The organism is Acidithiobacillus sp. TH-A67, from assembly GCF_057473545.1.
The window spans coordinates 15,246-28,966 of the sequence record NZ_JBYCKU010000054.1; the positions used below are offsets into that span (position 1 = coordinate 15,246).

Below are 13,721 nucleotides of genomic sequence, written 5' to 3' on the forward strand. Positions count from 1 at the left end.
CGAGGCGCGGGCCTCGCCAATGCTGCTGCTCAGGACCGGTTCATGCTCGACTTGGCAAAGGCCGGCTTGCCTGCCATACCACCACCTGCCGCCGGTTCCTCTCCATGATGATGGCTTTCCTGCGGCCCCAGACGCGCATACTTGAACATCAGGTAGAGCTCTGCCGCAATGAAGGTACTATAGAGCAGTACAAAGCCGATGAGAGAGAAGATCATGTAGCTGACGCTGTGACTGGAGGCCGATACGAAGGTCGGCAGCCAACCATAGACGGTCCAGGGTTGACGGCCATTCTCCGCCGTAATCCAGCCGAATTCACAGGCGATCCAGGGCAACGGCACACTCCACAAGGCGATCTTGAGGAACAACGGGTGTTTCTCGATCTCGTTCTTGAGGCTGTAGTAGGCCGCGAAGGCAAAGAGCACCAGCATGAAGAAGCCGGCTGCCACCATCAGACGGAACGCCCAGAACTCGACCCAGACGTTGGGAATGGTCGCCTTGGCCGTCTTGTCGAGCACGCTCGGCAGGTTGCTGGCGTTGACCTTGGCGAGATCCTGATCCGGGGCAAATTCCTTGGCCAGGAAGCCATAGCCCATGTCTTTCTCATACTGCTTGAAGGTTGCCAGCGCTGCCGTGTCGTTGTGATCGGCATTGTAGGCCTTGAGGGCAATCATCGCCTTGATGCCATTTTCGATGTGCGGCTTGGCATCCTGTTCCAGGTTCTTGATGCCGGGGATGACGGTGTCCTCGGAATGGGTCAATAACGGGGTCAACACGTAAGGAATGCCGATCTCAAACACGTTTTTTTGCTCTGTTCGACTGGGGAATGCGATCAAATTCCAAGATGCCGAGACCGTGTGCGGGTTGGTTTCCCAAATGGCTTCCATGGCCGCCAGCTTGGTTGGCTGCGCGTGGGCGTCGATATACCCCAGGGCATCACCAAGGGTGATGACACCGACCGTGGAGATCACGCCGAAGATGGCCGCCAGACGGAAAGAACGCAGGGCGATATCCCGACGTTTCTTGGTCAGCAGGTAGTACGCTGATACTGCCATGACGAACATCGAGCCAGTGACAAAACCGGCGATGGAGGTATGCACAAACTTCGCCTGGGCATCGGGGTTGAAGATCAGCCCCACGAAGCTGGTGAACTGCATGCGCATGGTGTTGGGATCGAAGGTGCCGCCCCGCGGGTCCTGCATGAAGCCGTTGGCGATCAGGATCCACAAGGCGGAGAGGTTGGAACCTAGGGCGACCAGATAGGTGACCACCAGATGCGCCTTGGGCGACATGCGATCCCAGCCGAAGAACATGACGCCGACGAAGGTAGACTCCATGAAAAAGGCCATGAGTCCTTCAATCGCCAGGGGGGTGCCAAAGATATCGCCCACGAAATGCGAGTACATGGACCAGTTGGTGCCAAACTCGAACTCCATGGTCAGGCCGGTGGCGACACCGAGCGCAAAGTTGATGGCGAAGAGCTTGCCCCAGAACTGGGTCATCTCCTTATAGATCTGCTTCCCGGTCACCACGTATACCGTTTCCATGGTGGCGAGAATGAAGGTGAGCCCCAGGGTCAGGGGTACGAAAAGAAAGTGGTAGAGAGCTGTCAACGCAAACTGCAAGCGTGACAGCTCGACGACCGTCGGATTAATCAGCATATCCATGAACTACCTCCTACGAAGACGCCGGTACGTCCTGTCCCGGCCCATAACGGTGCAGATTTTTTTCTGCCCGCACTTTTTCCCCTTGTTTTGCGACATTTTTTTTTGGTAACAACTGACTGTATCGATGCAAGAGACCTGCAGAATCCCCGCCAGTACCAAGCTGGCTGCGGCGGCGAAACTCTTCGATGCTGCTCAGGCGGCGGCCCTGATTCTCTGCTCCCGGATAGAGGAGAGTTTCTTCAGGAAAATGCTCCAGCAGGGTGTGCAGTCTGGCAAGCAAGCGAGCTTTGGCCTGCCGCCGCAGCTTTGGATGCAGACCGCGTACCAAGATCGTTTCTCCGGTGAAGAGGCGATCATTCCAAGCATACATTAAGGCGCATGGAGTGAGACCGGGGGTATGAAATACCCGCAGGGACTCCTCACCAAAATATAGCACGTCCTCATCACGAATACGCATGTCGACACTGGCCGCAACGATGCTCTCGTGGGCGGCAAGTCTGCCCCCCCAGTGTTCGCGCAGGGTCTCGGCAGCTTTCTCGTGGCTGACGTTCCAGTGGGTGACCAGGATGAGGCGCAGTTGTAAGCCCCGGCTACGCAAAAATTCCTCGACCGCCGGTAGATGGGGCTCGGCAACATCGATCACCACCGCCTCACGGGTGATCGAATCGCCCAGGATGTAGGCGAGAGAACCCTCTTTCTCGGAGCAGATCTGACGAAAAATCATGAGATGAGCCTCGTAACTATTGCAGAGATATTCAGCAAAGACTATGCCAATGTCGGAATTTCTGGTTGATCCCTAGGGATGGCTGATGTACTTTGGCGTGGTCCGGACGAAGCTCGATTGGTAAGGGTGACGGCAGAGAAAAACTGCCAAAAATGGCAGAATCATTTGGCAGAGCTGCTATAATTGGCAGAGCACTGCCGCTAGGGGGGATTGTCGATGCTCAAACAATTGCGTCCGGAACTGACCTCGCTGCTCGACTGTTTTGCATTGCCTGCTGTTTTGCTCGAGGCAGACCATACGGTGCTTGCCGCCAACCAGGCGTATCGCAAACAGTTTGGCGATGGTAAGCCGCTGCAGGGGCGGCATTGCGACGAGATCCTGCGTACCGCGGGGGTGTTCTGTGATGACGCTGGTAATGAATGTCCGATGGCGCGTTGCCAGCAGAGTAACGAGGCGGCGCATGCGCTGCGCTTGCATGATGGTCGCGCCCTGCAGGTGGACTTGTTCCCGATACGCAACGCCGATGGCAAACCCGCCTATTTCCTCGAGCTCCTTACCCCGCTGATAGAGCAGAGTACCTCTACCGATGGGCTGGTGGGACAGGGCGCGCGGATGCAGGAGCTTTCCCGCGCATTGCACCGGGCCGCCCCGAGTGATGTGCCAATACTTTTACTTGGTGAATCCGGAACGGGTAAGGAGCTTGCCGCTGGCATGGCACATCGGGCAAGTCAGAGGGCGCAGGGGCCTTTCGTGGTGCTGGATTGCTCGGGGCTTTCCGAGACGCTGTTCGAGAGCGAGCTCTTTGGCCATGAGAGAGGTGCCTTTACGGGTGCCCATAGTCGGAAAATCGGCCTTGCGGAGGCAGCGAATGGCGGGACCTTGTTTCTCGACGAGGTTGGCGACATCCCTCTGCCTCTGCAGGTCAAGCTTTTGCGCTTGCTGGAAAGCGGGACGTTTCGGCGGGTTGGCGGCATCGAGCCGATCCGTTCCAAATTCCGATTGATCTCGGCCACCCATCGCGATCTAGAACGGATGGTGCGCGAAGGGACTTTTCGCCAGGATCTTTACTACCGCATCAGCACCTTCCCCATCACTCTGCCGCCCTTACGCGAGCGGCGTGAAGATATTCCGCAACTGGCGGGGTCCCTGCTCCACAACCTGGGGTACCCGCGCCTGCGCTTGAGCACAGAAGCCTTGGAGCTGCTGCTGGCATATGACTTTCCGGGTAACGTCCGAGAGCTGCGTAACATTCTGAACCGCGCGGCACTGTTGACCGATGATGTGGCGATCCTGCCGGAGCATCTGCCCCCGACTTTACGGCAGGAGCCTACCACCGCGAACGCCTCCCCGGCAGCAGATTTCTCGGCAGTAGTCCCGTTGCAGGAACTGGAGGCCCGTTACCTGCGCTGGGCTCGGGTCCATCACGCAGGGGACCGTCGCAGTCTGGCCCGCTCGTTGGGGCTGAGCGAACGCACCCTGTATCGCAAGCTGGAGGCGATCGATGGTCCCGGCCAGAAAAGAGAATCTGATCATGGCCGATGATTCTTTGCCTGCCCTCGACTGGGCGCCGGGTTCCTGGCAACGACCGGGAGCGCAGACAGATGCCCCGGTTTTGTTGTTGCTGCATGGTCTCGGCGCCAGTCAGGAGGACATGCAGGCGGTGGCGGAGCTTCTTGATCCGCAGCGGCGCTATTATCTGTTGACCCTGAATGCACCACGGCGGGCGGTGACCCTGAATCGTGGTTATGTGATGCCAGCCTGGTATGATCTTCTCGGCCTCGGCCCTGATTCGGCGGAAGACGACGCCGGGATGCAAGCAATCGCCCAGTCCTTGCACGCTGCACTGGCACCGGTGATGCGCGGTAGGGACTTGATCTTGGGTGGATTCTCCCAAGGTGCAGCCTTATCCCTGTATTTGCACTTGCATGCGAGTTTTGCTGCGCGCGCCGTCCTGGTGTTCAGTGGTTACCTGCCCTTACGTCAGGATACCCCGTTGGCTTCTGGCAACGCGGCGCCCATTTTCTGGGGCCACGGCACCTACGATGATGTGCTACCGCTGGAGTACGCACAGTGGGGCGAGGAGATCCTGCAGCGCCAAGGCTATGCAGTGACCCGCCGGGACTACCCGATGGGGCACAGCATCGTTCCAGAGGAAATCGCAGCGGCGCGGGAGTTTCTCGCAGCCAGTACCATCCAGCTGACCTGATCACTCTGCGAAGATGAATTCCCCGAGCCCCCAGCGTGCGGCCAGGGTCTCGGTGGCGTTGAGCAGTTCCTCGGCACGGGCGGGATGATTGACGGGTGAGTTGGCGATGCGCCGCAGGATCTCCTCGCGATCACTGCCCTGGGAGAGCAGATGAATCAGCTCTCCGGCATCGCGCCCGACGATTTCGCCGCCAAGCAGCTCTCCGCTGTCCATGTCGGCGAGGATGCGGGCGAAGCCGCGGGTATCGTCCTGACCCAGAGCGCGCGGTGAGGTTTCGAAGGCGGCAAAACCCACTGCTGGCTCGAAGCCTTCGTCCTCGGCAGCATCCTCATCCATGCCAATGCGTGCCAGTTCCACCGCCGAATACACCAGTTCTGGCACCCAAAGCGGGCTGCGCTTGCGGCTGTTGCCGTTAAGGATATTGTCGATCACCAGGGTGGCGTCGGCCAGGGCCTGATTGGCGTTCATGTACGGGCCGACCACGTCGCCAATGGCGTAAATGCTGCTTTCCGCCGTTTCCAGGTGCGCGTCCGTCTGCACAAAGCCCCGCTCGTCGGTGGCAACCTGGGTGTTTTCCAGGCCGAGCCCCGCAGTATGGGCGGAACGCCCGGTGGCAAAGAGTATCCAGTCTGCCGATTCACGCTCGCCGGCGCCATTGGCAACCCAGGCCTTGCCATCATCGACGCCGGAATCGGTCACCGCAAAGCCGTGCCGTGCTTCGATCTGGAGTTCCTTGAGGGCGTCCATGAGCGCATCCTTGGCTTGCGGCGAGTAGCGCAGGTGGTGCAAGGGAGCAGAATTGACCAGCCAGCGTACTTCCTTGCCCAGTTGGGTGAAGATATAGGCGAACTCCGTGCCAATCACGCCGCCGCCGACAATGATGACCCGATCTCCCGCGGGTACGCCATCATCAAAGAGCATATCGCTGTGCAGAATCTTGCCGGCCTGCAACTGGGCACTCTGGGGCAGATGCGGTACGGATCCGGTGGCGATCACGCTGCTCTGTGTTTGGATTACTTCTTCGCCAGAGTTGGTCTGGATTGTAATTTCGTGCGCACTACGATAACTGCCGAGCCCTTGGTAGAGCTGCACGCCCAAGCGCTTGAGGTAATCCGTGTAGCTCTCGCGCACAGTCTCGACGACCTTGCGCTGATGTTGCCAGGCTTGTGCCATATCGCCACGCAGTCGTGCACCGACGATTCCGCGCTCAGCAAAATAACGACTGTTTTCGATCCACTTGGCGCTTTCGTGCCAGTCTTTTTTGGGCACACAGCCGCGATTGAGGCAGGTGCCGCCCCAGGTGTCTTTTTCGATGATGGCGACCTTTTTACCCCGTAAGGCGCCCAGCACGGCGGCACGATATCCGCCGGGACCGCTACCAATGACGGCGATGTCGAATTGTTTCATAAGCCCCTCGAAGTGTTTTGCTCAGTGTACCCCTTTTTGTCAACAAACTCAGCCTTTGCACGGGGTTCCGAGAGGGCTAGACCAAGGCCGCGACCTGGGTCAGGGTTTTCTCGATGTCTTGGGTGCTGTGTTCACTGCTGACAAAAAAGCGCAGACGGGCGCGACGCTCGGGAACGGCGGGATAGAGGATAGGCTGCACGTCAATGCCCGCCTGCAGCAATTGCTCTGAAAGCTGCACGGCGCGCAGAGAGCTGCCAACGATCCAGGGAACAATGGCGAAGCCCTGGCTGGGTCCAGGGTCGATGCTGATCTCTCGGAAACCTTCCAGCAAGCGCTGTCCGCTGTTTTGCAGCCGGCTCACCCGCTCGGGCTCCCGCTGCAGGATTTTCAGCGCTTGCAAGGCGGCGGCACCATCGGCAGGTGACATACCAACGCTGTACAAAAATCCTGGCGCCAGGTAGCGTAACTGATCGATGAGCTCCTGACTGCCGGCAACGAAGCCGCCGCAGCTCGCCAGGGTCTTGCTCAAGGTGCCCATCCAGATGTCGACTTCTCGGCCATCCACGGAGAAATGGCTGGCGATGCCGCCACCACTGGGCCCCAATACCCCAAGACTATGCGCCTCATCCACCATCAGCCAAGCGACAAAGCGCTTTTTGATTTCCAGCAGGCGGGGGAGATCGGGGTAATCGCCGTCCATACTGTAAATCCCCTCTACCGCGATCAGGCAGCGCTCCGCCTGCCGCCGGTGGGTGCGGAGCAGCTCCGTCAGGGATTGCCAGTCGTTGTGGGGAAAGGGAAGACGCTGGGCTCCCGAGAGCTTTGCCCCCAGAACGATACTGTTGTGGGCATACTCGTCGTGCAGGATCAGATCCCTGGGCCCCAAGAGCTGCCCGATCACGCTGACGTTGGTAGCATGGCCGCTGACCAGAGCCAGGGCATCGTCCACCTCATAAAAATCTGCCAGCGCGCGCTCCAGTGCCTGATGAAAGGGCCGTTCGCCGGAGACGATGCGACTGGCAGATACCGAAGTTCCATACTCGTCGATGGCCGCTTTGGCCGCCGCGCTGACTTCCGGGTGGCCCGCCAGTCCCAGGTAGTTGTAACTGGAAAAATTGATCAGTTCCCGCCCTGCAATGTGGCTATGCGCGGCGGAACTTCCCGCGCGCAGACGAAAGAACGGGCTGGCGACGCCGAACTGCGCAGCGCCCTGGCGCATCAGGGAAACCTGCTGATAACCCGGAGTGCTGCGCAGGTCCGTACGCCTGTCGCTCTGATCCGGGCGGGGCGGCTCTGCGGTGATCCGTTGGGGAATAGAGGATTCCCGCAGCAGTTCAGCCTTTTCTTCGGCACTCAAGCGACGCACAGATCAGACCTCGCTTGCCGCCGACCGGCCGGCATATTCCCCGGCCACGCCATGCCGGCGTGCCATATCCAAAACCTGCTCCTCGCCGCTGGGAGCGCTCTGCTCTTCGCGCCACTCAGCCAACAAGCGCTGAGACAGAGCAAAAACCGTGGGCTCCTCACTCAGGATAAAGGCGGGGATCTTCAAACCCGTTCGCTCCTCCAGCGCCATGACAAGCTCCATGCCCATCAAGGAATCGAAACCGAGATCTGTCAGTTTCTTGCGTGGATCGATCTGTTCGGCAGGCAGTCGCAGGATCTGCGCTACCTCCGCAGTAATCCAGCCCTGCAAATGCACCAATGCCTCCTCTCTGGACAAAGAGATAAGCTCGGTACGCCAGTCGTGCTGACTGCTCGCAACCTTGCTGCCAGCGGGCTCCTGGTCGAGCTCTTCGTAGGGGCACCCTTGCACCCAAGGCAAGGACGTGCGCAGCACCTGCCAGTGAAGATCGGCCACCGCCAGCTCCGGGAGGTTCTGGGCAATGGCCCACTCCATGGCGTCTAGTGCCTGGCTGGCAGAAATGGCACGGCCGCCCAAGCGGCGCTGCAAAAGTTCCTGGGTTTCTCGGTGCCGGGTCAGGTAGCCTACATCGGCAATGGGTCCAAACTGCAGGGTAGTGGCCGGTACCCCCAGCGCGTGTCGGTGACGTGCCAAGGCCTCCAGAGCGGCGTTCGCGGCCACATACGCGCCTTGTCCTACATTGCCCAGCAAGTTGGCAATGGAAGAGTAGAGCACAAAAAAGTCCAGCGGCTGACCCTTGCTCAGCTCGTGTAGGTGCCGCGCACCATCCACCTTCGGTTCCAGAACCCTGGCCAGTGCGTCATCCTGTAGTTGCTCCACCAGGGCATCCGCAATGACCGCAGCGGCGTGGATGATGCCCCGCACCGATCCCCAGGCGGCGAGTTCGGTGAAGAGCGTGGCGACGGCAGCGCGGTCGCGCACATCCACAGCGCGTACGCGAATTTCCGCAGTCGACTCGTACGGCTGCAAAGCTCTTTCGGCTTCCGGATCCAGGTTGCCTTGACGAGAGAGGAGCGCAAGCTTGCGCGCACCACGAAGGAGGAGGCGTTGCGCCGTTGCCAAGCCCAGGCCCGAGCTTCCGCCACTGATCACATACACGCCCTCGGGATCGAGCTGCAGAGGCGTGGGGACAAGCGGCGCCGGCGCCGGATGCGGCAGGAAAGGTCCGTGGGTGTCGATGACGATCTTGCCGATCTGCCGGGACTGCTGCATGTAACGGAAGGCGTCAGGGGCTGCATGGCTGGCAAATACGGTGCTGGGAAGTGGCACGAGTTCTTGCCGCACGAAGGCTTCCAACAATTGCGTAAAGATCGCTTGCGTCCGCTGCGGATGGAGGGCAAGGAGCTGGTCGGCGTCGATGCCGAAGTAGCTCAGGTTATTGCGCATAGGGCGCAGCCCCAGAAGGGTATCGTTGTAAAAATCCCGCTTGCCCAGTTCCAGAAAGCGTCCAAAGGGCTTGAGCAGGCGCAGGCTGCGGTCCATCGCTTCGCCGGCGAGACTGTTGAGTACCAAATCGACGCCTTCGCCCTCGGTGTCCGCCAGGATGGCGTCGGCGAAGTCCAGACTGCGCGAGTCATAGAGGTAGTGCACGCCCAGTAGGCGCAGGAAGTCCCGCTTGGCGGCGGAGCCGGCGGTAGCAAAGATTTCTGCGCCCCGCAGCTGGGCGATCTGGATGGCCGCGAGGCCGACGGCGCCGGCAGCACCATGGATGAGCACCCGCTCGCCGCGGGCCATGCGTCCCAGCTCGATCAGGCCATACCAGGCGGTGAAGAAGGCGGTGGGCAGACCGGCTGCCGCAACCCAGTCGAGTCCTTTCGGGATCGCCGCCAAGGCATGCTCCGGGGTCAGAACCCGATTGGCCAGGCTGCGTGGGGCGAATCCCAACACCCGGTCGCCCACCCGCCAACGCGATACGTTTTGGCCGACGCGCCGCACCGTGCCGGCAAACTCGAGCCCCAGTCCTGGGCCGGCAAAGCCCGCCTCCAGCGCCTCGTCGCCCACCAGTCCCAGGGCATACATCACATCGCGAAAGTTGAGCCCTGCTGCCATGGTCTCGACTTCGACAGAATTCCCAGGTAATGCCGCGGGGGAAGATCGCGTTTCCCAGGCAAGGTAGCGCAACTGTCCGGCGCGGGCATTGTTCAGATACTGGATCTGTCCGCTAGGAACGGCAGCCACGTCGTGCCATTCATGTACCCGCAAAACCTGGCGGTGGCCATCGGCACCGAGGAAAATTTCGCTTTCGTTGTCGGCTTCGAGAATCTCGTGGGCCAGGGCTTCGGCAGATTGCTGGGAATCGGCCAGGCTGTCCAAAATGCGCAGTCTCAGGTCCGTCCACTCATTGGCGAGAGAACGCACGAAAGCGGCCAGAGCGGCGGCGACGGCATTCTCAGTCTGTCTTCCCCGTGACTGCAATGCGCCGGGCAGCAGCAGGTCGACGCGCAGCGACGCGGAATGCTCCCGACAACTCCGCAATATCGCTCGTAGTTCCAGGACGGCGGTGGCGATGACTGCACTAGGAGAGTTCAGGTCAGGATCGCGCAGCGACGGTGCGAAGAGCAGAACGGCGGGAGCCTCCTCGTGCAGGGATGCAGCGGTGAATTCATCGGGTAACCACTGCCGGTATGGCGCGTCCAGCTTCTGCAGGGCCGTGGGTAACGCCTCCGGTATAGCGCCCAGCAATGCAATGGACTGCCACTCCTGCCGCAGGCCGCATTGCGGGGCCTGCAGCAGAAGAATCCAAGCCGGTTCTTCCCGGGTTTGGAGAAGGGTTGTTTCCCAACCCAGAGCGCGGGCGGCTTCCTCCAGTTCTGCCGGGGGCAGGAAAAAGCCGTTGGATAACTCGTTGTGCAGCGGAGAGGTTCCCGCCAGCAGCACGATCCCCTGTGGACGAAGCAAGGCTCTGGCCTGTTGTAGCAGATCGTCCCAGGCGCCGGGTTGCAGCGGGTCGGTATGCAGCACCAGCAGATCGAAGCCCCGGAGATGCTCCGGCACCTGTTGCAAGTTATGCACCGGCCAATCCACCCGCTCATCCTCCAGCATCGCCGGGCGCAATCCACAGCGGCGGAAACGCGCCGAATTGCTCTCCAGCCGGGGCAGTAACTGCCAGCCAGCATCGCTAAATTCGGCAATGCTGTAGACTCGCTGCCGCGGTGTCTGATCGCTCAACCAGTTGGCCAGGACCTCCGCCAGATCTGCCAGATAGGCCTCCAGATCCCGTCGCCACCAATCCCCGGTCAGGAGGGGATCGTCGCCTTCACCAAGGCCCTGCCGTCGCAGTTTCCAACGGCCTGCCGCTACCGTCCAGGGCAGGCTTTCCGGGTAGTCCTGCAGGAGGGTCTGCCACAATGCCCCCGCCTGCTCCCCCTCGTCCATCTGCAGGTAGCTGTGGAGCAGTGGCAGGAACTCTTCGCGCCGCCGGGTCAGGATGGGGCTGCCCTGCAGCAGATCTCTGCAGCACGTGGCAATGGCTGGCAATTGTAAAGGGGTGCTGCTTTCGGCACGGTCCAGGGCCACCAGATTGCGGGTAAAATAGCGTGGTACTGCTTCCTGTTTGCCCGGCAGGCGCAATTCCTGCAGCCGCACGCCGTGGACATTCAGGGTCACAAGTCCACGGGGGTCAATGAGCTGAAGCCGAGCCAGCAGCGAATGGGGTGAGCGCCGATCCAGGCGCACCCGGGCGCTGACTTTGGTATCTCGCTGTGGCCAGTAATCCAGGCGTTCAATGCGCACCGGTACAAAGGCGGACGTTCCCTGCCGGGGCTCGCCTGCCAGTAGGTCGATAAACAGTTGCAGGGCCCCGTCCAGCATACCGGGATCCAGGAACAGACGGGAATGCAGGTCGTTGGGCAGGGTGCTGCGCAGCTCGGCGTCCACTCCGACAGGGGTGCAGAGACCGCTCTGGACGGTCTGGAAACTGGGGCCATACTGCAGCCCAAGCCGGCTTGCCATTTGGTAGTGGGCTGCAGGCATGAGCTCCCGTGGGGATGGGCTCGCCAGCGGGTCCATGGCCGCGGGTGCCGGACCGTACAGTGGCCGCAGACGCGCCCGCAGGTGCTCGGTCCAGGACTCGTGCATCTCCTTGCGGGATTGCACCCGCAGGCGACCCTCCAGCCACTGGGTACGAATGATTCGGCTCTGCTCGGCTTCCAGTACCAGGGGCGCCAGAATCTCCAGGTCCTCAATGCACAGGGCTGGTGCTTCGGGAAACTGTTGCTGGCCCAGCGCCAGGACCAGTTCCACGAAGCCCGCGCCGGGGAAGAGTACATCGCCCCCTACCTGATGGTCCGCCAACCAGGGCTGCAGTGTGGTATCCAGACGCTGTTCCCAGAGCCCGGGATATCCGGCCACCGGATGACCGAGCAGGGGGTGACGTTCGTAGCGGTACAGCAAGCCGCAGGATTCTGTCGTGGGATCCTGCCAGTGGCGCTCCCGTTGCCAAGGATAGCTGGGGAGCTCCACGGGCGGCAGGGGGCGCGGATAAAAGCGATCCCACTGGCGCGGCAGACCGCTCAGCCACAGGCTGTCGAGAGTATTTTGCAGGGCTGCCCGTTGTTCCGCCACGTTGCGGTGCAGCGTTGCCAAAGCCCTGCCACTGCGACCTTGCGCCTCGAAAATCTCACGCAAGTACATGCGTAATACGGGATGGCCGCCGAGCTCCACCAGTAGGTCACAGTGCTCTGTCAGGGCAGTGGCGGCTTCGCGGAAGCGCACAGGCTGACGTACATTCTGCCACCAATACTCCGCGCCCAGCTCGCTGCCAAGCAGCTGGCTTCCGGTCACGGTAGAGAAGAAAGGGATGTCGCCGCTCTTGGGGGTCAATTTCGCCAGAGAAACGAGAAGATCGTCTCGCAAAGCATCCATGGCGGGACCATGGAACGGATAGTCCACCGGCAAGCGCTTGTACGGGATCTGTGCGGATCGCAGTTGCTGCTCGAAGTGGGTCAGGGAATCGCTATCTCCCACCACGGTACAGCCCTTGGGGCTGTTTTCGGCGGCCAGCCACAGTTTATCGTCCAGGCCAGCATCGGCCAGTCGTGCAGCCATCGTCTCGGCCGCGCAGCCAACGGCGGTCATTTGCCCCAGGCCGCGGGTACCTTCCTGCGCCTGACTGCGGGCGTGAATGACGCGGGTGGCGTCGGCCAGAGATAGTGCGCCACAGGCCCAGGCCGCCGCCACCTCGCCAACGCTGTGCCCAATCACCGCTGCCGGTTCGACCCCTTGGGCACGCAACCAGACGGTTTGCGCCACTTGCAGGGCAAACAGGGCGGGCTGTGCATGCATCGTGCTGTCGTAGCGTTCTGCCGCTTGTTCCTCCCGCAACTCATCGCGCAGGCGATAGCCCGCCAGCGGCGCAAAGGTTTGGTCGATTTCGTCTATGACGGCGGCGACCTCAGGGAGATCGAGCAGATCCCGACCCATGCCTACCCACTGGCAACCGTTTCCTGAGTAGACAAAAGCCACGGGCAAGGCTTCCTCGGGCTGATACCAATGACGCAAGCTTGTCTCGGGGGAGGGGCCGTTACCGTCGGCCAGCCCGCGGAGTTGTCCCTGGAGTTCCTCGCGCGTCGCGAACCAAAGGATGACGCCCTGATCAAGTTCTGGCTGGCGGAAGTTCAGTTGATAGAGGGTCCGTTCCCAATCCTGCCGCGACAGCGGCGCGAGAAAGTCCCGCAGCTCCCTTGCCCAGGTCCGCAGTGCGGCTTCCGTAGCTGCACTGAGCAGGAGAGGGCGACGGGGAGGGATCTGGACCGGCGCGTCTTTCCGGCGTGGCGCGCGCCAGCGCGGTGGGCTTTGCAGGATGGCATGGGCGTTGGCCCCCCCAAAACCAAAAGAGTTGACGCCCATGGTCAGGGTACCATGGGTAGGCAGAGAGCGCAGTTCGCGGACGATCTCCAGGGGATAGCGGTCCAGGGGCAGACGCGGGTTGATGGATTCCACGCCGATGGTGGGAGGAACCTGGCGCGCATGCAGACTATGGATGACCTTGAGCAATCCGGGTACCGCCGATGCCGTCTCCAGATGCCCCAGATTGCTCTTGACGGAGCCGACCAGCAAAGGATCGCTGCGTTTTGGGGTGAGAGCGGCGCCAATGGCTTCCAGCTCGATGGGGTCCCCTACCGCCGTACCTGTCCCATGCGCCTCTACATAGTGCAACTGGAGCGGATCAACGCCCGCTTGCGTGTACACCTTGGTCAGCAGCGCCGCCTGGGCCGCCGCGCTGGGTACCGTCAGGCCGGATTTATAGCCATCGGTATTGTTGCCGGTGCCCAGCACTACCGCCAGGATTGGATC

At 61.3% G+C, this 13,721-nt stretch carries 7 protein-coding genes; 2 read left to right on the top strand and 5 right to left on the bottom strand.

The window, feature by feature from the left end:
• Nucleotides 1–29 precede the first annotated feature (29 nt).
• Nucleotides 30–1,664 (bottom strand): cytochrome ubiquinol oxidase subunit I, encoded by a 1,635-nt coding sequence (locus AC2VNM_RS08480; protein WP_483166752.1) that lies wholly within the window; start codon nt 1,662–1,664, stop codon nt 30–32.
• 10 nt (nt 1,665–1,674) lie between these two features.
• Nucleotides 1,675–2,388 (bottom strand): MBL fold metallo-hydrolase, encoded by a 714-nt coding sequence (locus tag AC2VNM_RS08485; protein ID WP_486913154.1) that lies wholly within the window; start codon nt 2,386–2,388, stop codon nt 1,675–1,677.
• Nucleotides 2,389–2,604: 216 nt separating this feature from the next.
• On the opposite strand from AC2VNM_RS08485, the gene AC2VNM_RS08490 reads away from it, so the two are divergent.
• Nucleotides 2,605–3,930, top strand: coding sequence for a sigma-54 interaction domain-containing protein (locus tag AC2VNM_RS08490; protein WP_486913155.1), 1,326 nt, complete (start codon nt 2,605–2,607; stop codon nt 3,928–3,930).
• On the top strand, nt 3,920–4,594 hold the full coding sequence (locus AC2VNM_RS08495; RefSeq protein ID WP_483166749.1) for an alpha/beta hydrolase: 675 nt from the start codon (nt 3,920–3,922) through the stop codon (nt 4,592–4,594). The genes AC2VNM_RS08490 and AC2VNM_RS08495 overlap by 11 nt, the downstream gene beginning before the upstream one ends.
• On the opposite strand, the gene AC2VNM_RS08500 is transcribed toward AC2VNM_RS08495, so the two are convergent.
• The 3 genes from AC2VNM_RS08500 to AC2VNM_RS08510 all read right to left on the bottom strand — a co-directional run bounded on the left by AC2VNM_RS08500 (nt 4,595) and on the right by AC2VNM_RS08510 (nt 13,703).
• A complete protein-coding gene (locus AC2VNM_RS08500) occupies nt 4,595–6,001 on the bottom strand; it encodes a dihydrolipoyl dehydrogenase family protein (protein WP_486913156.1) in 1,407 nt (468 codons plus the stop codon).
• Between the two features lie 76 nt (nt 6,002–6,077).
• Nucleotides 6,078–7,367: an aminotransferase class I/II-fold pyridoxal phosphate-dependent enzyme gene (locus AC2VNM_RS08505; RefSeq protein WP_486913157.1), complete on the bottom strand. Its 1,290-nt coding sequence runs from the start codon at nt 7,365–7,367 to the stop codon at nt 6,078–6,080.
• A 3-nt stretch (nt 7,368–7,370) separates the two neighbouring features.
• Nucleotides 7,371–13,703 carry an SDR family NAD(P)-dependent oxidoreductase gene (locus AC2VNM_RS08510; RefSeq protein ID WP_486913158.1) on the bottom strand — a complete coding sequence of 2,111 codons (6,333 nt, stop codon included), beginning with the start codon at nt 13,701–13,703 and terminating at the stop codon, nt 7,371–7,373.
• Nucleotides 13,704–13,721: the final 18 nt, after the last annotated feature.